The sequence below is a fragment of the Ancylobacter novellus DSM 506 genome, assembly GCF_000092925.1.
Classification (GTDB): domain Bacteria; phylum Pseudomonadota; class Alphaproteobacteria; order Rhizobiales; family Xanthobacteraceae; genus Ancylobacter; species Ancylobacter novellus.
This window is the reverse complement of sequence record NC_014217.1, coordinates 1,707,921-1,724,750: the sequence shown is the minus strand read 5'-3', so window position 1 is coordinate 1,724,750 and position 16,830 is coordinate 1,707,921. Positions and strand designations below refer to the sequence as shown.

Sequence of the window (16,830 nt, the reverse complement as noted above, 5' to 3'; positions counted from 1 at the left end):
GGTCAACGGCTCGTCGCGCGCGATGCGTGCATTACCAGCGGATCAGTGCCGATCCCCAGGTGAAGCCGCCGCCCATGGCCTCCAGAAGCACCAGATCGCCCTTCTTTATGCGTCCGTCGGCATGGGCTGCCGCCAGCGCCAGCGGGATGGAGGCGGCCGACGTGTTGCCATGCTGGTCGACGGTGATGACCACCTTCTCGGGCGCGATTCCGAGCTTGACGGCACTGGCGTCGATGATGCGGCGGTTGGCCTGGTGCGGCACGAACCAGTCGATCGTCTGCGCGCTCTCGCCGGTGGCGTCGAAGGCGTCCGTGATCACGTCGGTGATCATGCCGACCGCATGGCGGAACACTTCCCGGCCTTCCATGCGCAGGAAACCGACGCTGCGGGTCGAGGAGACGCCGCCGTCGACATAGAGCTTGTTCTTGTGCCGACCGTCCGAGCGCAGATGGGTGGTGAGCACGCCGCGCCCGTCGGCGCCGTCCGTCGCCGCCTCCAGCACCATCGCGCCGGCGCCGTCACCGAACAGCACGCAGGTGGTGCGGTCCGACCAGTCGAGGATGCGCGAGAAGGTCTCGGCGCCGATGACGAGGCAGCGCTTGTAGGCGCCGGACTTCAGGAAGTTGTCGGCGGTCGCCAGCGCGAAGACGAAACCCGAGCACACCGCCTGCAGGTCGAAGGCGGCGCCATGGGTGATGCCGAGGCCGGCCTGCACGCTCACCGCCGTCGCCGGGAAGGTGTTGTCCGGCGTCGAGGTGGCCAGCACGATGAGGTCGATGTCACCAGGCTCGAGCCCGGCATCGGCCAATGCCGCGCGGGCCGCCGCCAGCGCGAGATCGGAAGTGACCTCGTTGTCGGCGGCGATGTGGCGCGTGCGGATGCCGGTGCGCTGGACGATCCATTCGTCGGAAGTATCGACCATCAAGGCGAGGTCGGCATTGGTCAGCATGCGCGCGGGCAGATAGGCGCCGACGCCGCGCACCACGGAACGGATAGCACTCACGATGAAACCTGCAACTCGTCGGAAACCGCATCCGCGGCGGCGCTGGCGCCGACCTGCGGACGATCATTCATGCCCGCCTCGATGCGGGACAGCAGCCTGTAGCGGACCATGTCGTAGCCGATGTCGACCGCCGAGGCGAAGCCTTCGGCATCGGTGCCGCCATGGCTCTTGATGACGACGCCGTTGAGGCCGAGGAACACGCCGCCATTGGACTTGCGCGGGTCGAGCTTCTCGCGCAACGCGTGGAAGGCGCCGCGGGCGAGCAGATAGCCGAGCTTCGCCATCCAGCTTCGGTTGATGGCGCCGCGCAGATAGTCCGCCACCTGCTTGGCCGTGCCCTCGGCGGTCTTGAGCGCGATGTTGCCGGAGAAGCCCTCGGTCACCACCACATCGACAGTGCCGCGGCCGATGTCGTCGCCCTCGACGAAGCCTTTGTAGGCGAGCCCGGCATGCTCCGCCTCGCGCAGGGCGGCGGCGGCTTCCTTGACCTCCTCGACGCCCTTGATCTCTTCGACGCCGATATTGAGCAGGCCGACGGTCGGGCGCTCGATGTCGAAGACGATGCGCGCCATGGCCGCGCCCATCACCGCCATATCGACCAGATGCTGCGCGGTGGCGCCGATGGAAGCGCCGACGTCGAGCACCACGCTCTCGCCCTTGGCGGTCGGCCAAAGGCAGGCGATAGCCGGGCGGCTGATGCCCGCCATGGTCTTGAGGTTCACCTTGGCCATGGCCATCAGCGCGCCGGTATTTCCGGCGGAGACGGCGCAGTCGGCCTCGCCGACATGCACCGCGTCGATCGCCTTCCACATGGAGGAGACGCGCCGGCCGCGCCGCAGCGCCTGGCTCGGCTTGTCGTCCATCTGCACGACCACATCGGTGTGCACCACCCGGCTGGTGGCGGCGAGGCGCGGGTGGCGCGCGAGGATCTCGTTGATCCGCTTGGCGTCGCCGAAAAGGAGATAGGTGATGTCCGGGTGCCGCGTCAGCGCGATCTCCGCGCCCGGCAGGACGACGTCCGGGCCGTGATCACCGCCCATGACGTCGAGCGCTATTCGGACGGTCGAGGACATTGAGCGGCGGGTCTCACGGACGTGGGTACTGCGACGAGGATGCCGCGGCGGCGCAGACGGCATGCCCCAGATGAGCGGTCATGACAATAGCGTCCTGCATATTAGCAGGCGAGCGCGGCTATTTCGCGCCCTCTCCACCCCCTCCGCGCAGCCGCGACAGGGCGGCGAAGGGCGAGGCCTGCTCCGGGCCCGGCTCGTCTGGCCCCTTGAACGCGGCACCCGGCTTGCGGGGATAGGGATCGAGACCCAGCGCGAGGAACTCCGCCACCACGGCGCCGACATCGACGGTCCCGTCGACCAGCGGATCGGGGATGTCGAGCTCGGTGACGTCGATCTCGGCGCCGGGGCGAACCTCCGGCAGCTGGTCCTCCGGGGCGAAGGTGAGGTCGATGTCCTCCGACACCGGCGCGTCGAAATCCTCCAGCGTCACCACGCAGGTTTGCGTCACCACGGCATCGATATGGCCGGTGACATGCACGGAGCCCTTTCGGCCCGGCACCAGCGTCACCTGCGCGGTGAGCGCGGGAATGCCGGGAATGCCGAAATCTTCCGCAAGCGCCGCCCGCACCTGCGCGTCGGGCGCGATCTTCACGGTCAGCCCGTCGTCCGGAAGGCTCGCCACGAGGATGGGCTGGGACAGGGGCGAGGTGTCCGGGGAAGCATCCGTCATGGCATGGTCTCCGTTGAATTCGAGGTGGCGCCGGCCGGCGACGGCAGCGGGAACGCGCCACCCGCAAAGGTCGCGAAGGGCACATCCTTCAGCGCGCCGGCCGCCTCCATCATATAGGTCGCCAGCGCCCGCGCTTGAAGCGCCGCCTCCTCCTTCGAGGCGTAGACGTTGCGCAGCACCGCGTCGGCGAGGGCACCGGCGTCGCCCGCATCCACCGGCGGCTCATAGGCGCCGATGCGGCCATAGAAGGCTTTCGCCACCTTCTTCATCTTCTTGGGCACGGTGAGGTCGCCCACGCCCATCTCGCGCAGATTGGCGTCCATATCGGTGCAGAAGGCGTCGAACACCCGCTGGCCGAGCGCGCGGCGATCCTCGTCCTCGCTCTTCAGCCGATGAAACAGCAGGAAGGCATGGGCGAGGATCATCTCGAACCGACCCTCGATGCTGTCGGGCACGTTGTAATCCGTATAGAATGCCGGATCACGCGATCGCGCCACGATCGCGCCATAGAGCCGCTGAATGGTCTCGTTTCCGTCGTTCCGACGGAAAAAGCGCAGAATCATGGACGGCTCCTGCCTTCGTGGCCGCTGCCGCGCCGCCTCGGCGACGCCCGGCATTGGCGGGGTAGCGCGGGCTGACGGCGGTGGCAACCCCACGGGTCGCGCCGATCCGGCAGGACCGGCGGAGCAACCGCAGGGCGGCCGCAAGGTTGCCTCTCTCCCTGCCCTGTGCTTTCTGCCATGTCGCGCGCCACGTCGCGCCCGCAAGGGCCGACCGGCCGAAGAAAGAGTTTGGAGTTTTAGGGGATGGCACCGATCCGCGTGACGCTAAAGGGAACGCCCCGCGCCCGCCGCGCCGCCCTGCCCGCGCTTATGGCCGCAGGAGTGGCGGCGGTCGGCCTTTCCGCCTGCTCGGGCGACATGCCGATGGCGACGGCGAGCATGGGCCTGGCGCGGCAGCCCACGAGCTTCGTCTCCGAGCAGCAGCGCGGCTATGTGATCTCGCCGGGCTCGCTCGACCAGATTCCCATCGGTTCCAGCCAGGAACAGGTGCTGCTGGTGCTGGGGACGCCCTCGACGATCGCGACCGTGGACGGCGAGGTGTTCTATTACATCTCGCAGAAGACCAAGAAGGTCATGTTCCTGCGGCCGGAGATCATCGACCAGCGGGTCATCGCGGTCTATTTCGACCCCAAGGACAAGCGCGTCACCCGCATCGCCGATTATGGCCTGAAGGACGGCAAGATCTTCGACTTCGTCAGCCGCTCGACGCCGACCGGCGGACAGGAAGTCTCGCTCATCGGCCAGATCTTCAACGCCACCAACTTCCGGCCGGGGATGTAAGACGGGCCGCGCGCCACTCCCCGGGCCAAGCCCGGGGATGACGATCGTCTCAGCCGAACCGATCCGGCGAAAACGGCGCCGGATCGGCGCAGGGCTCCTCGTCGCTCATCATCTCCGCCAGCAGCCGCCCGGTGACCGGGCCGAGGGTGAAGCCGAGATGCTGGTGGCCGATGGCGAGCCACATGCCCTTCTGCCCCGGCGCCGGGCCGATGGCCGGCAGCATGTCGGGGAAGGCCGGGCGCGAACCCATCCACGGCTCGGCCTCGGCCCGCGCACCGAGCGGAAAAAGCTCTCGCGCCAGCACTTCCGTCTTATCGAGCTGCACCGGCGACTTCGGCGCGTCGCGGCGCGCGAATTCGACGCCCGTGGTCAGGCGGATGCCACCGACCATCGGCGTGATGACATAGCCGCCCTCCTCGTCCAGCACCGGGCGCGACAGTCCCGCATTGCCCTCGGCTTGGTAGTGCATGTGGTAGCCGCGCTTGACCTGCAGCGGCAGCTTCACGCCGAAGGGGCGCAGCAGGTCCATCGCCCACGGCCCGAGCGCCACGACCACCTCGGGGGCCTCGACGGTGCCCTCCTCCGTCGTCACCAGCCAGCCGGAGCCGAGCTTTGTGAGCGTACGCGCGTCGCCCTTGAGGACGCGCCCGCCGAGGCCGGCGAAATGGGCAGCGTAGGCCTGCGTCACCCCGCCGGGGCTGGAGACCGAATGCGGATCGGACCACAGCACCGCGCCGGTGAACACCGGGCGCAGGAACGGCTCCAGCTCCAGCGCCTCGTCGACGGGGATTTCGCGTGCGGTGAGGCCGTAGTGGCGGGCAAGCGGGAACTCGCTGCGCTCATTGTCGAGCCCGGCCGCGGTCCGGTAGAGCTTGAGCCAGCCGCCCTCGCGGAAGAAGTGCTGCGCGTCGCTCACCTGCGCGAGCCGCTCATGCTCGTAGAGGCTGCGCGAGAGCAGCGTCTCGATGGCGCTGGCATAGTCGAGGATGCGAGCCGGTGCCGAGGCGCGCCAATAGGCGAACATCCACGGCACCAGGCCCGGCAGGGCGTTCCAGTGGTAGCTCGCGCCCGGATTGCGGCCCAGCGCCACATCGATCAGCGCGGAAATCTTGCGCGGAAAGGCGACCGGATAGATCGAGGCTCGCTCCACCAGCCCGGCATTGCCGTAGGAGGTCTCCTCGCCCGGCCCGCGCCGGTCGACGAGCGCGACCGAGCGGCCGCGCTGGGCGAGATGGAGGGCGATCGACGTGCCGACGATGCCGGCGCCGAGCACGATCGTGTCGGTCTTCATGGGATGGTCTTTTTCGCGGGCTGGGGCTGAGGGAGGGAGCGGCGGGCGATGATGCCCGCCGCTGCTTCGTCGTTCAGTCGATGGGGAACGGGAAGTACTTGGCGTTGATCTTCTTGTAGGTCCCGTCCGCCTGGATCTCCTTGATCGCCTTGTTCAGCATCTCGCGCAGCTCAGTGTCCTCCTTGCGCACGGCGATGCCGGTGCCGTCAGGGTTCACGTCCGCGAGGTCCGGGCCGACGAACTTGCAGCACTTGCCGGCGTCGGTCTTCTCCAGCCACTCATAGCCCACGAACTTGTCGACCAGCACGGCGTCGAGGCGGCCAGCGGCGAGGTCGGCGTTGGCCTCGTCCTGGGTCGGGTAGAGCTTGGCCTCGCTCCCCTTGTACTTGTCTTCGAGGTAGGAGGCGCTGGTGGTGGACGACTGGGCGCCGATCACCTTGCCCTTCAGGCCCGCGGGCGTGATGTCGGTGATCTTGGTGTCCTTCGGCGCCATGAAGTTGCCGGGCGTCAGGTAGTAGGGGATGGTGAAATCCACCTGCTTCTTGCGCTCGTCGGTGATCGACATGGAGGCGACGATGGCGTCGTACTTCTTGGCCAGCAGCGCCGGGATGATGCCGTCCCAATCCTGCGCCACGAAGGTGCATTCGACCTTCATCTTCTCGCAGAGCGCCTTGGCGATATCGATGTCGAAGCCGACCAACTGGCCGGTGGTGTCGACCGAGTTGAAGGGCGGATAGGCGCCCTCGGTGCCAATGCGCACCTTCTTGATCTCGGCATGCGCGGCGCCGGCGCCGATGGCGAGAGCCGCGGCCGCGAGCAGAATCCTGGTGATTTTCATCTTGGCTGTTCCCGATACGAGGCGCCGCATGCTCGGCGCCGTAGCGGCAAGCTAGGTCCGCCGCGAGGCGCAGGCAATCGGGGAATACCTAGCCTTTGGTGGGGGCTGTTCAGAAATGGCTGAAGCTTGGCCGGGCGAAGCTCATCTGCCCGCCATCATGCGCGTGCACGGCGAGCCCCCGCCCTTCATGGGTGCGGCCGATGACGGCGACGCCGATGCCGGCGGCGGTGGCGAGATTGTTGAACGCGTCGAGCTCGTGGTCGGGCATGACGGCGAGAATCTCGTAGTCGTCACCGCCAGTGAGCGTGGTCTCCAGGAGCGCCGGCTCCGACTCGATCGCCACGCGTGCGGCCGGGCTGAGCGGGACGCGGGCGGCCTCGATCTCGCCGGCTATCCCCGAGGCGGCCAGCATCTTGGCGAGATCGCCGACGAGCCCGTCGGAGACGTCCATCGCCGCGCTCGCCCGCCCGCGCAGGGCTCGGGCGACAGCCACGCGGGGCCGCGGGTGCAGATAGCGGTCCTTCAGATAGTCGGCAGCCTTGGCGTCCAGCGCCTTGAAGCCGGGTCGCTCCGGGTTGAGCCGCAGTTCAAGGCCGAGCGCACCGTCGCCGATGGTGCCGGTGACGATGATCGCTTGGCCCGGCCGCGCGCTCGCCCGGCGCACCATCTGGCCGGCCGGCACGGTGCCGAGCGCCGTGATGGAGACGGTGAACGGCCCCGGCGTCTTCACCGTGTCGCCGCCAAGCAATGGCGCGCCGTAGAGCCGCGCATCCCCGCCTATGCCACGGGCGAAGGCGTCGAGCGCCTCCGGCGTCATATCGGCGGGAATGGCGAAGGCGAGCAGCACGCCGAGCGGATCGGCGCCCTTGGCGGCAAGGTCCGAGAGGTTCACCCGCATCGCCTTGCGGGCGATGGATTCCGGTGGGTCGTCGGCGAAGAAGTGCTCGCCGGCGACGAGCGCATCCTTGGTGAGCACGAGATCGTAGCCGGGCGGCGGGGCGATCACCGCCGCGTCGTCCTTCAGCCCCAGCGCGCCGGGATGGGTGGCGATCGGCGCGAACAGCCGGGCGATCAGCTTATCCTCGCCGGAGCCGCCCGCGCTCATCGTCCTCTCCTAGCCGGTGAACTCGGCCGGCCGCTTGTCGCGCGCCAGCCCGTCGAGCACCGCGTTGACCATGCCGGTCTCCTCGCGGTCGAGGAAGGCGGCGGCCACGTTGACATATTCCGCCACCACCACACGGGCGGGAACGTCCGGGCGCTCGGAAAGTTCATAGGCGCCGGCGCGCAGCACGGCGCGCAGCACCGCCTCGATGCGCTTGAGCGGCCAGCCCTTCACCAGCGCCGCGTCGAGCACCGGGTCGATGGAGAGCTGCTCGCGCACCACGCCGCCGACGATGTCGCGGAACAGGTTCACGTCGGCGCTGGCGATCTCGTCGCCTTCGATCTCGTGGCCGATCCAGTGGCTCTCGAACTGGGCGAGAATGTCGGCGAGCGGGGTCGCCGCCACATCCATCTGGTAGAGCGCCTGCACGGCGTTGAGCCGCGCCGCGCTCTTGCGCAGCGGCTTGTGGTTGGCAGGTTTGGAACCTGTGGTCATCATGCTTCCACCCGGCGCTTGAGGCGCAGCAGGGCGAGTGCCGCCTCGGCCGCGTCGCCGCCCTTGTTGCCCTCGGAGACGCGGGCGCGCACCCAGGCCTGCTCGTCGGTCTCCACCGTAAGGATGCCGTTGCCGAGCGGAATCTTGCGGGCGACGGCGAGGTCCATCAGCGCGCGCGAGGATTCCCCGGCGACGATCTCGAAATGATAGGTCTCGCCGCGCACCACGCAGCCGAGCGCCACTACCGCGTCATAGGGCGCGCCGGCCGCAGCGGCGGCATCGAGGGCGATGGCGGCGGCGGTCGGGATCTCCAGTGCGCCGGGCATGGAGATCACCTCGGCGCTGGCGCCGGAGGCGGCGATGGCGGCGGTAGCGCCGTTCAGCAGCTCGTCGGCGATGTCGTCATAGAAGCGCGCCTCGACGATGAGAACGCGGGCGCCGTTGAGCGGCGTCGCGTGCGTCTCGGATGCGCGCGGCGGGCGGGGGCTCGCCATTGGGGAAACCTCATGAAACTGATCGGGCCGACGACGTAGCTCCGTCAGCGGAACTCTGCAAGGCGTGCAGCATAGCGGGCCATCATGTCGACTTCGATATTGACATGGTCGCCGGCATGCACATCGCCCCATGTGGTGTGGGCGAGGGTGTGCGGGATGAGCAGGCAGGAGAAGCGGGTGCCGTCGACCTCGTTGACGGTCAGCGAGGTGCCGTCGAGCGTCACCGAGCCCTTCACCGCGATGAAGGGGGCGAGCGCTTCCGGCGCGTCGAAGACGAAGCGCGTGGTCTCGCCGATGTCCTCGCGGGCGATGACGGTGGCGACGCCGTCGACATGGCCCTGCACGACATGGCCGCCGAGCTCGTCGCCGATCTTCAGCGCCCGTTCGAGATTGAGCCGGCGGCCCTCGGTCCAGTCGCGGGCCGTCGTCACCGCCAGCGTCTCCGGCGCCGCCTCGACCTCGAAGGCGTCGGGCTGCAGCGCCACCACGGTGAGGCACACACCCGAGCAGGCGATCGAGGCGCCGAGCTCGATGGTCGCGGTGTCGTAGCGGCTGGCGATGGTGAGCCGCCGCACGTCGTTGCGCGGCTCGACCCTGCGGAGCGTGCCGATATCGGTGACAATGCCGGTGAACATTAGCGGCGCCTCATGATGCGCAGGCGGTCCTCGCCGTGCCATTCCAGTTCTGCGTCACTCAGATAGTCATCGAGGGCGGAGAGCGGCAATCCCTCCAGCGCGTCGAGCGCGCCCTCCCCCAGTTGCACCGGCGCAAGGAAGATGTTCGCCTCGTCGACCAGCCCCTCGCGCAGGACGGCGGTCGAGACCCGAGGCCCCGCTTCCACCATCAGGCGGGTGATGCCGCGCAGCGCCAGCAGCTTCAGCGCCTCGTTGAGGTCGATCCCGCCATCGGGGCGACGGCGCACGCGCATCACCTCGACGCCCATGGCGACGAGCATCTCCTCGGGAGCGACCGGCGCATCCTCGGCGGCGATGATCCAGAGCGGCGCAGTGCCGAGGCTGCGGGCGAGCGCGCTGGTCGACGGCAGGCGCAGATCGGCGTCGAGCACGATGCGCAGCGGCGAGCGGTCCTCCATGCCGGGCAGGCGGCAGGTCAGCAGCGGATCGTCCGCCAGCACGGTGCCGATGCCGGTGAGTACGGCGTCGTAGATCGAGCGCATCAGGTGGACACGCCCCCGCGCCACCTCCCCGGTGATCGCCGCCGGTCGGCGGCCGGCGAGCCCGACTTTGCCGTCGGCCGAGACGGCGAGCTTAAGCATCACATGCGGCCGCCCCTCGGTGACGCGGCGGATATGGCCGGCATGGGCGAGCCGCGCCTCAGGGGCGCCGACGCCGACCTCGACATCGATGCCGGCCTCGCGCAGGAGCGAGAAGCCGCGCCCGGCGACGCGGAAATCCGGGTCCTCGATGGCCGCCACGACCCGCGCCACGCCGGAAGCGCGCACCGCGTCGACGCAGGGCGGCGTCAGACCGTGATGCGAGCAGGGCTCCAGCGTGACGTAGAGCGTGGCGCCGCGCGCGCCCTCCCCGGCCTGGGCCAGCGCCTGCGGCTCGGCATGCGGACGGCCGCCCTTGGAGGTCCAGCCGCGGCCGAGGACGACCGGCGCGCCGCCGGTCTCGCGCACGACAAGCGCGCCGACGGCGGGGTTCGGCCAGGTGTGCCCCAGTTCGCGGCGCCCCACGCTGAGCGCGGCCGCCATCAGGGCTTCATCGTGAATGGTCTTCGTCATGGGCATAGGCAGCCGCAGCGTCGCGGCATCAGTCCTCGACCTCGGCACTGCCGACGCGGCGGACGGTCTTTGGCTCGTCGTCATCGACGCCCGCCGGCCGCGCATCCAGCTCGCCCAGCAGCTGCTCGAAATCCTTGGCCTCGCGGAAATTGCGGTAGACCGAGGCGAAGCGGACATAGGCGACGTCGTCGAGCTGCTTGAGGCTCTCCATCACCCGCTCGCCGATCATCTCGGAGGAAATCTCGCTCTCGCCCATGCTCTCCAGCCGGCGCACCAGACCGGAGACCAGGCGCTCGACCCGCTCGGGGTCGACCGGGCGCTTCCTGAGCGCCACCTCGATGGAACGGGCGAGCTTGTCGCGGTCGAACGGCACGCGCCGGCCCGAGCGCTTGAGCACGGTCAATTCCCGCAGCTGCACGCGCTCGAAGGTTGTGAAGCGGCCGCCGCAATCCGGACAGATGCGGCGGCGGCGAATGGCAGCGCTGTCCTCGGTGGGACGGGAATCCTTGACCTGGGTGTCGAGGCTTCCGCAATAGGGACAGCGCATGGGAGCTCCTTTGGTGGGGCCTCAGTAGAGCGGGAATCGGGCCAGCAGGCCCTTCACCTTCTCACGCACCGCGGCCTCGACAAGGCTGTCCTCGTCCGTGCCCTTCTGCGAGAGCACGTCGAGCACCTCGGCGATCATGTCGCCCACCTGCTGGAACTCGGCGACGCCGAAGCCGCGCGTGGTGCCGGCCGGCGTGCCGAGGCGGATGCCCGAGGTCACGAACGGCTTCTCCGGATCGAAGGGAATGCCGTTCTTGTTGGTGGTGATGTGGGCGCGACCGAGCGCGATCTCCGACACCTTGCCGGTCAGCTTCTTCGGGCGCAGATCGACCAGCATCAGATGCGTGTCGGTGCCGCCGGAGACGATCTCGAAGCCGTGGCCCTTGAGGTTCTCGGCCAGCGCCTTGGCGTTCTCCACCACGTTCTTGGCGTAGACCTTGAAGTCCGGCTGCAGCGCCTCGCCGAAGGCGACCGCCTTGGCGGCGATGACGTGCATCAGCGGGCCGCCCTGGATGCCGGGGAAGACGGCGGAGTTGAACTTCTTCGCCAGATCCTCGTCATCGGTCAGGATCATGCCGCCGCGCGGGCCGCGCAGGGTCTTGTGCGTGGTGGTGGTGGTGACATGCGCATGCGGCACCGGGTTCGGGTGCACGCCGCCCGCCACCAGGCCGGCGAAATGGGCCATGTCGACCATGAGATAGGCGCCGACCGAATCGGCGATGGCGCGCATCTTCGCGAAGTCGATGTGGCGCGGATAGGCCGAGCCGCCGGCGACGATCACCTTCGGCTTGTGCTCGTCGGCGAGCTTGGCGACTTCCTCATAATCGATGCGCTGGTCGTCGCGGCGCACATTGTAGGGCACCGGCTTGAACCACTTGCCGGACAGGCTCACCGGCGCGCCGTGGGTCAGGTGACCGCCGGCGGCGAGGTTGAGGCCGAGGAAGGTATCGCCGGGCTGCATCAGCGCGAAGAACACGGCGGTGTTGGCCTGCGCGCCCGAATGGGGCTGGACGTTCGCAAAGCCGGCACCGAACAGCTTCTTGGCGCGGTCGATGGCGAGCTGTTCGGCCACGTCGACGAACTGGCAGCCGCCATAATAGCGACGGCCCGGATAGCCCTCGGCATATTTGTTCGTCAGCACCGAACCCTGGGCTTCCAGCACGGCGCGGGAGACGATGTTCTCCGAGGCGATCAGCTCGATCTCGTCACGCTGGCGGCCGAGTTCGGCATCGATGGCGCCGGCGAGCTCGGGATCGACATCGCTGAGGCTCGCCGAGAAGAAGCGACTGGTGGAGTTGCTGGAAGAAGCGTGAGCTTCGGACGACATAGACCGGCCTCCCTGGGCGGTGGCGATGCCTCCGGCCGACCTCGTGCCGACCGCGAAATCAAGGCGGGTCGCTTAGCACAGCACCCGGGCCGTTTCAAAGCACGCCTGCCGCACGGGTGCCTTGCATCGACGCGGCAGCTTGTGCCGAAAGGCGCGACACTGGCGGATGGGCGACACGAGGCGGTTTCGGTTTCCAAGCACCTCGCCTAGTCTTCGCCCCGCCCTTCCCGCGAATCCGGACTCGCTTCCCATGAAGATCATCCACACGGACCGCCATCTCGGCCATTCCGGCCATGTCGAGCTCATGAACGGCCGGGTGGTGCCCGCCTTCGAGAAGCCGGAGCGGGTGGCGATGATCCTCAAAGCCATCGGCGAGCGCAATCTCGGACCCCTGATCGAGCCGACCGCGCACGGCCTCGATCCCGTTCTGAAGGTGCATGACGCGAACTATATCCGCTTCCTCTCCACCGCCTGGCAGCTATGGACGGAAGACGGGCGCGATTTCCCGGCCCTGCCGAGCTTCTGGCGCGCGCCGGGCATGCGCTACATCGAGCCGGAAACGGTCGACGGCAAGTTCGCGCATTTCTCCTTCGACGCCGGCTGCTGCATCGTCGCCGGCACCTGGGATGCGGTGCAGGCGGCGGCGGATACGGCGCTGACCGGCGTCGACCTCGTGGCCGGCGGCGAGAAGACCGCTTTCGCGCTCTGCCGTCCGCCCGGCCATCACGCCCATCAGGCCACAATGGGCGGCTACTGCTTCGTCAACAACGCCGCCGTCGCGGCGCAGTCCTTCCGCGACCGCGGGGCGGCGCGCGTCGCCGTGCTCGACGTCGACTACCACCACGGCAACGGCACGCAGGCGATCTTCTATGAGCGCCCGGACGTGCTGGTCTGCAACATCCACGGCGACCCGCGGCAGGAATTTCCCTATTTCCTCGGCTATGCCGACGAGACCGGCGCCGGGGCGGGCGAAGGCTTCAACGCCAATTTCCCGCTGCGTTGGGGCACGGACTTCGGAGGCTGGAGTGCGGCTCTGGAAGCCGCCTGCGCCCGCGTCGAGGCCTATGCGCCGGACGTCGTCGTGGTCTCGCTCGGCGTCGACACCTACAAGGAAGACCCGATCTCGCAGTTCAAGCTCGACAGCCCCGACTACCTGAAAATCGGCGCGCGCATTGCCAAGCTCGCCAAGCCGACGCTGTTCGTGATGGAAGGCGGCTATGCGGTCGAGGCGATCGGAATCAACGTCGCCAATACGTTGGAAGGCTTCCTTCAGGGTTGACCTTCACCCTTGCACCTGGTTCCGGCCGCCGCGCTTGGCGCGGTAGAGCCTCTCGTCGGCGCGTTCCATCACCTCGTCGAGCGGCTCGTCCGGGCCGGCCTCGGCGATGCCGAAGCTGGCGGCGAGCGCGCCGGCCGCCAGCGGCGCGACCTCCAGCGCACCGATGCGCGTCCGCAGCCGCTCGGCCAGCGCGCGGGCGTCCTCGAGCCCGCCGCGGGCGAGCAGGATGACGAATTCCTCGCCGCCGATGCGCCCGGCGCAGTCCTCGCGCCGCAATTCGCCGGCAATCAGTTCGCCGACTGCACGGATGACGGCGTCGCCGGCGGCGTGGCCGTGCCCGTCATTGATCTTCTTGAAGTGGTCGATGTCGCAGAAGATCAGGCTCGCCGGCGCGCCGTGCAGCGCCACCAGCCGGCGGTTCGCTTCCTCCTCGAAGCCGCGCCGGTTGAGCAGCGGCGTGAGGTGATCCCGGTTCCGCTCGCCGCGCAAATCCTCGAAGATGTCGAGCGCGACGGCCAGCAGGAAGGTGAGGCAGAGCAGCAGCGCCAGGATGATCAGCGCAAAGCTGAGCATGGAATAGAACAGCGAGCGGGGAAAATTCTCCGGCGTGATCATGCCGGCCGGCACGTCGACGAGCATGGTGAGCACGGTGCGCGGCAGGAAATGCAGGCCGGTGAGCAGCACGACCCAGAACAGCACGCGGTCGATAGGCTTGGGCGTCGGCGCGGTCCGCAGGCGCAACGCGGCGAAACAGAGCATCGCGCCGGCGCCGAGGTTCTGCACATAGATGCGCGCGCTCAGGCTCTCCTGGACATAGAAGAAATAGGCGATGCCGCCGAGGATGGCCGCCGAGATGGCGAGGATCCATCGGCGGTTGCCGACGACGCCCACGCGGGTCAGCATCGCCTCGACGAACAGCCCCAGGGCCGTCTGGTACAGCACCGCCGAGACCATGGTGTTGAGCCCGATCTTCGGCATGGCCGGGATGAGGATCTGGGCCAGGACTCCGAGCGCAAAGGCGGCCGACGCCCCCGACATCAGCAGGATGTGGAGCCGGTTGCGCTGGTTGAGCCACAGCAGCAGGAACACCGTCGCGAAGACGATGCCGATGGCCGGGTTCAAGAGGATGAAGAGGCGCAGCGGAGTCACGATCGGCCCTGACCGGCGGCGAGGCGCCCTCGCCTTCATGCCGCTGTATCAGATTGCCGCGCGCGGACGAACCCTCGGGTGCCGCCGGATCGGGAAAGACCCTACAGCCGGTAGAGGATCTGGTCGGTCCAGAAACGCTCCAGCCGGTTCAGCGCCTTGTTGAGCTGCTGGAACTCATGCGGGCCGATGCCGCCGATCTGCTCGATGGTGGCGATGTGCTTGGCGTGCAGCGCCTCGACGATGGCGCACACCTCCTCGCCCTTGTCGGTGAGCTTGATGCGCACGGCGCGTCGGTCGATGCGCGAGCGCCGGTGGTCGAGATAGCCCATCTCGACGAGCTTCTTGAGGTTGTAGGAGACGTTGGCGCCGAGATAGTGCCCGCGCGTGCGCAATTCGCCGGCGGTCAGCTCGCTCTCGCCGATATTGAACAGGAGGAGCGCCTGCACGGCGTTGACGTCGTCGCGGCCGCGGCGGTCGAACTCGTCCTTGACCACGTCGAGCAGCCGCCGGTGCAGCCGCTCCACCAGGGTCACCGCCTCGCGGTAAAGCGGGCGGATCTCCTCGCGCCGCCCGGTCTCGCCCTCATCGAACGGAATTACGTTGGCCGCCTGTCCAGCTCGCATCGCCGCATCCTGTCTCGAAGCCGGGGATTTGCTCCCTCTCGTCGGGACGGAGTGTGGGATGGGGCGGCTAAGAACGGTTTAAGCGGAAGGCTGAATCCTTCGTCACCGGGATGCGTTAACGAGAGGTTACTCCTCGCTCTCGCGCGTCGCCTTGTAGGTGAGGAAGGCATAGACCGCGACCAGCACCGTCTCGATCGCCGCGACGATCAGCAGCCGGCCGACGCCTTCGGGGGCCGAGGCGTTGATGAGTATCTGCACCATGGCAGTGACCAGCCACAGCACGACGCCCCAGGAAGCGCCAAGCCAGAGCCCGACCGCCGCCACCGGGTTCATGATCGCCGCCCAGATGACGGCCGCCTGCGCGGCGAGCGAGAGCATCTCGAAACGGCTGGTGTCGCCGTCCCACACGCCGCAGATCAGCGTCCAGCTATAGACGGTCTTCACCATCAGGAAGCCGGCGAGCGCGCGCAGATAGACCAGCACACGCCACTGCCAGGGGGGCATCCGCGCGCCGGCCGGGCCGAGCGTGGCGTCGATGGGATCGTAGGGCGAACTCATGCCGCTGTGCATAGCGCAAAAAACCTCAGGCGAGCACTAGTTCGTCGGGGAGCGGTACGTCGAACATGGCAGCGACCGCCGCTGGATCGACCTCTTCCAGCCGCGCCGGGCGCCAGTCGGGCTTCTGGTCCTTGTCGACGAGGACCGCGCGCACGCCCTCATAGAAGTCGTTCTGGTCGAGGAGACGGGTGACGACGCGGAATTCCAGCTTCAGGCAGCCCGCGAGGTCGGCGTGCGGCCCGCGCTGCATCTGCTGGAAGGCGATGTGAACGCTGGTCGGCGAGGCGCGCAGGATGGTCTCGCGCTGCACGCGGGCGAAGGTCGCCGCTTCCCCCTCCTGCTCCCCAACCTTCTCCAGCGCGATCATGATCGCCTCGACCGAGCCCCCGGCGAAGACGCGGTCGATATGCGGGTAGAGAGCGCCCAGGGCCGGTGCCGGTGGGGCAACGGCGAGACGGACGAGCGTCGGCGTCACCGCACGGCCGGCGGAGAGAGCCTCGATCAGCTCCGGCCAGCGGGCGGTCGGGACGTGGTGGGTGTAGAGCCCGAGCGCCATGGCGTCCGACATGCCGATGCGCGCGCCGGTCATGGCGAGCCAGGTGCCGCTCCAGCCGGGGAGCCGCGGCAGCACATGGGTGGCGCCGACATCCGGGAACAGGCCGATGGCGACCTCCGGCATGGCGAAGCCGAGGTTCTCACCCGCGACGCGGAAGCGCCCGTGCCCCGACAGGCCGAAGCCGCCGCCGAAGCACATGCCGTCGACCAGCGAGACGAACGGCTTGGGATAGCGGGAAATCAGGTGGTCGAGCGCGTATTCGTCGCGCCAGTAGTCGCGCGCCTCTTCCTTGCGCCCCTCCCGGCCGAGGGTGGCCATGGCGCGGACGTCGCCGCCGACGCAGAAGGCGCGCTCATGCGCCGAGCGCAGCACGACATGGGCAACACTGTCGTCGGCGATCCAGGCGTCGAGCTGCGCCCGCATCGCCCGCACCATGGCGTGGTCGAGCGCGTTGAGCGCCCGCGGCCGGTCGAGCGTCACCAGGCCGAGCGCGCCGCGAGTCTCGAACCGGATGCCGATGTTTCGAATGCCGCTTTCCTTCACACTGTCCCCGGCTGGCTGATCGTCGGTGCTCCGCCACATAAGCGGTTCGGGCGGCCACGGAAAGCCGTACCTGCGGCCAAGGCGTTGACACCCGCGTCAACATGCCCTGCGACCCGTTGGCGGGCTTATACGCAATCCCCCGGCTGACCGGGTCGCGCGGCGAGCGATATGAAGCTATAAGCATTCGAAACTG

The 16,830-nt window shown here is 68.6% G+C and carries 19 protein-coding genes; 2 read left to right on the top strand and 17 right to left on the bottom strand.

All coding sequences use genetic code 11. The features are described 5' to 3' along the window. Window positions 1-31: 31 nt before the first annotated feature. The 4 genes from SNOV_RS08325 to SNOV_RS08310 all read right to left on the bottom strand — a co-directional run bounded on the left by SNOV_RS08325 (window position 32) and on the right by SNOV_RS08310 (window position 3,309). Window positions 32-1,003 (bottom strand): beta-ketoacyl-ACP synthase III, encoded by a 972-nt coding sequence (locus SNOV_RS08325; RefSeq protein ID WP_013166474.1) that lies wholly within the window; start codon window positions 1,001-1,003, stop codon window positions 32-34. Next, complete coding sequence (gene plsX / locus SNOV_RS08320; protein ID WP_013166473.1) at window positions 1,000-2,076, bottom strand: phosphate acyltransferase PlsX; 1,077 nt, start codon at window positions 2,074-2,076, stop codon at window positions 1,000-1,002. Before plsX ends, SNOV_RS08325 begins: the two co-directional genes overlap by 4 nt. Before the next feature lie 118 nt (window positions 2,077-2,194). Continuing rightward, on the bottom strand, window positions 2,195-2,746 hold the full coding sequence (locus tag SNOV_RS08315) for a YceD family protein (protein ID WP_013166472.1): 552 nt from the start codon (window positions 2,744-2,746) through the stop codon (window positions 2,195-2,197). Further along, the gene (locus SNOV_RS08310; protein WP_013166471.1) at window positions 2,743-3,309 is read right to left on the bottom strand and encodes a ubiquinol-cytochrome C chaperone family protein; all 567 of its coding nucleotides are present in this window, start codon (window positions 3,307-3,309) and stop codon (window positions 2,743-2,745) included. The genes SNOV_RS08315 and SNOV_RS08310 overlap by 4 nt, the downstream gene beginning before the upstream one ends. A gap of 243 nt (window positions 3,310-3,552) precedes the next feature. Here SNOV_RS08310 and SNOV_RS08305 point away from each other — a divergent pair, with 243 nt between their 5' ends. After that, entirely contained in the window at window positions 3,553-4,089 is a 537-nt protein-coding gene (locus SNOV_RS08305; protein WP_013166470.1) for an outer membrane protein assembly factor BamE, read from the top strand. 49 nt (window positions 4,090-4,138) lie between these two features. Here SNOV_RS08305 and SNOV_RS08300 read toward each other — a convergent pair whose 3' ends face one another. The 9 genes from SNOV_RS08300 to glyA all read right to left on the bottom strand — a co-directional run bounded on the left by SNOV_RS08300 (window position 4,139) and on the right by glyA (window position 11,929). Further along, the gene (locus SNOV_RS08300; protein ID WP_013166469.1) at window positions 4,139-5,380 is read right to left on the bottom strand and encodes an NAD(P)/FAD-dependent oxidoreductase; all 1,242 of its coding nucleotides are present in this window, start codon (window positions 5,378-5,380) and stop codon (window positions 4,139-4,141) included. Between the two features lie 73 nt (window positions 5,381-5,453). After that, window positions 5,454-6,218, bottom strand: a complete 765-nt coding sequence (locus tag SNOV_RS08295; RefSeq protein ID WP_013166468.1) for an ABC transporter substrate-binding protein — start codon at window positions 6,216-6,218, stop codon at window positions 5,454-5,456. A gap of 109 nt (window positions 6,219-6,327) precedes the next feature. Beyond that, entirely contained in the window at window positions 6,328-7,323 is a 996-nt protein-coding gene (thiL, locus tag SNOV_RS08290; protein WP_013166467.1) for a thiamine-phosphate kinase, read from the bottom strand. A gap of 9 nt (window positions 7,324-7,332) precedes the next feature. Continuing rightward, entirely contained in the window at window positions 7,333-7,815 is a 483-nt protein-coding gene (nusB, locus tag SNOV_RS08285) for a transcription antitermination factor NusB (protein ID WP_013166466.1), read from the bottom strand. Continuing rightward, entirely contained in the window at window positions 7,815-8,309 is a 495-nt protein-coding gene (gene ribH, locus SNOV_RS08280; protein ID WP_013166465.1) for a 6,7-dimethyl-8-ribityllumazine synthase, read from the bottom strand. Before ribH ends, nusB begins: the two co-directional genes overlap by 1 nt. Window positions 8,310-8,353: 44 nt before the next feature. Further along, the gene (locus SNOV_RS08275; RefSeq protein WP_013166464.1) at window positions 8,354-8,944 is read right to left on the bottom strand and encodes a riboflavin synthase; all 591 of its coding nucleotides are present in this window, start codon (window positions 8,942-8,944) and stop codon (window positions 8,354-8,356) included. Then, window positions 8,944-10,056 carry a bifunctional diaminohydroxyphosphoribosylaminopyrimidine deaminase/5-amino-6-(5-phosphoribosylamino)uracil reductase RibD gene (gene ribD / locus SNOV_RS08270; protein ID WP_013166463.1) on the bottom strand — a complete coding sequence of 371 codons (1,113 nt, stop codon included), beginning with the start codon at window positions 10,054-10,056 and terminating at the stop codon, window positions 8,944-8,946. The genes SNOV_RS08275 and ribD overlap by 1 nt, the downstream gene beginning before the upstream one ends. A gap of 28 nt (window positions 10,057-10,084) precedes the next feature. Beyond that, window positions 10,085-10,603 (bottom strand): transcriptional regulator NrdR, encoded by a 519-nt coding sequence (gene nrdR / locus SNOV_RS08265; RefSeq protein ID WP_013166462.1) that lies wholly within the window; start codon window positions 10,601-10,603, stop codon window positions 10,085-10,087. A 21-nt stretch (window positions 10,604-10,624) separates the two neighbouring features. Next, complete coding sequence (gene glyA, locus SNOV_RS08260; protein ID WP_013166461.1) at window positions 10,625-11,929, bottom strand: serine hydroxymethyltransferase; 1,305 nt, start codon at window positions 11,927-11,929, stop codon at window positions 10,625-10,627. Window positions 11,930-12,179: 250 nt separating this feature from the next. Between glyA and SNOV_RS08255 the strand changes: the two genes are divergently transcribed. After that, window positions 12,180-13,208, top strand: coding sequence for a histone deacetylase family protein (locus SNOV_RS08255; protein ID WP_013166460.1), 1,029 nt, complete (start codon window positions 12,180-12,182; stop codon window positions 13,206-13,208). 3 nt (window positions 13,209-13,211) lie between these two features. Here SNOV_RS08255 and SNOV_RS08250 read toward each other — a convergent pair whose 3' ends face one another. From SNOV_RS08250 to SNOV_RS08235, 4 genes are all read right to left on the bottom strand, one after another. Continuing rightward, on the bottom strand, window positions 13,212-14,357 hold the full coding sequence (locus tag SNOV_RS08250) for a GGDEF domain-containing protein (RefSeq protein WP_013166459.1): 1,146 nt from the start codon (window positions 14,355-14,357) through the stop codon (window positions 13,212-13,214). A 101-nt stretch (window positions 14,358-14,458) separates the two neighbouring features. Further along, window positions 14,459-14,980 carry a transcriptional regulator LdtR gene (gene ldtR, locus SNOV_RS08245; RefSeq protein WP_013166458.1) on the bottom strand — a complete coding sequence of 174 codons (522 nt, stop codon included), beginning with the start codon at window positions 14,978-14,980 and terminating at the stop codon, window positions 14,459-14,461. Between the two features lie 126 nt (window positions 14,981-15,106). Further along, complete coding sequence (locus SNOV_RS08240; protein ID WP_049785808.1) at window positions 15,107-15,538, bottom strand: DUF6163 family protein; 432 nt, start codon at window positions 15,536-15,538, stop codon at window positions 15,107-15,109. Window positions 15,539-15,563: 25 nt separating this feature from the next. Continuing rightward, a complete protein-coding gene (locus SNOV_RS08235) occupies window positions 15,564-16,676 on the bottom strand; it encodes an enoyl-CoA hydratase/isomerase family protein (protein ID WP_013166456.1) in 1,113 nt (370 codons plus the stop codon). Window positions 16,677-16,830: the final 154 nt, after the last annotated feature.

Excerpts from the sequence above, each read along its gene's own strand:
- ribH (WP_013166465.1), bottom strand. The coding sequence starts at position 8,309 with ATGGCGAGCCCCCGCCCGCCGCGCGCATCCGAGACGCACGCGACGCCG.
- nrdR (WP_013166462.1), bottom strand. The coding sequence starts at position 10,603 with ATGCGCTGTCCCTATTGCGGAAGCCTCGACACCCAGGTCAAGGATTCC.
- SNOV_RS08235 (WP_013166456.1), bottom strand. The coding sequence starts at position 16,676 with ATGTGGCGGAGCACCGACGATCAGCCAGCCGGGGACAGTGTGAAGGAA.
- glyA (WP_013166461.1), bottom strand. The coding sequence starts at position 11,929 with ATGTCGTCCGAAGCTCACGCTTCTTCCAGCAACTCCACCAGTCGCTTC.
- thiL (WP_013166467.1), bottom strand. The coding sequence starts at position 7,323 with ATGAGCGCGGGCGGCTCCGGCGAGGATAAGCTGATCGCCCGGCTGTTC.
- plsX (WP_013166473.1), bottom strand. The coding sequence starts at position 2,076 with ATGTCCTCGACCGTCCGAATAGCGCTCGACGTCATGGGCGGTGATCAC.
- SNOV_RS08295 (WP_013166468.1), bottom strand. The coding sequence starts at position 6,218 with ATGAAAATCACCAGGATTCTGCTCGCGGCCGCGGCTCTCGCCATCGGC.
- ldtR (WP_013166458.1), bottom strand. The coding sequence starts at position 14,980 with ATGCGAGCTGGACAGGCGGCCAACGTAATTCCGTTCGATGAGGGCGAG.
- SNOV_RS08300 (WP_013166469.1), bottom strand. The coding sequence starts at position 5,380 with ATGAAGACCGACACGATCGTGCTCGGCGCCGGCATCGTCGGCACGTCG.
- SNOV_RS08305 (WP_013166470.1), top strand. The coding sequence starts at position 3,553 with ATGGCACCGATCCGCGTGACGCTAAAGGGAACGCCCCGCGCCCGCCGC.
- SNOV_RS08240 (WP_049785808.1), bottom strand. The coding sequence starts at position 15,538 with ATGAGTTCGCCCTACGATCCCATCGACGCCACGCTCGGCCCGGCCGGC.
- SNOV_RS08275 (WP_013166464.1), bottom strand. The coding sequence starts at position 8,944 with ATGTTCACCGGCATTGTCACCGATATCGGCACGCTCCGCAGGGTCGAG.
- nusB (WP_013166466.1), bottom strand. The coding sequence starts at position 7,815 with ATGACCACAGGTTCCAAACCTGCCAACCACAAGCCGCTGCGCAAGAGC.
- SNOV_RS08315 (WP_013166472.1), bottom strand. The coding sequence starts at position 2,746 with ATGACGGATGCTTCCCCGGACACCTCGCCCCTGTCCCAGCCCATCCTC.
- ribD (WP_013166463.1), bottom strand. The coding sequence starts at position 10,056 with ATGACGAAGACCATTCACGATGAAGCCCTGATGGCGGCCGCGCTCAGC.
- SNOV_RS08255 (WP_013166460.1), top strand. The coding sequence starts at position 12,180 with ATGAAGATCATCCACACGGACCGCCATCTCGGCCATTCCGGCCATGTC.
- SNOV_RS08310 (WP_013166471.1), bottom strand. The coding sequence starts at position 3,309 with ATGATTCTGCGCTTTTTCCGTCGGAACGACGGAAACGAGACCATTCAG.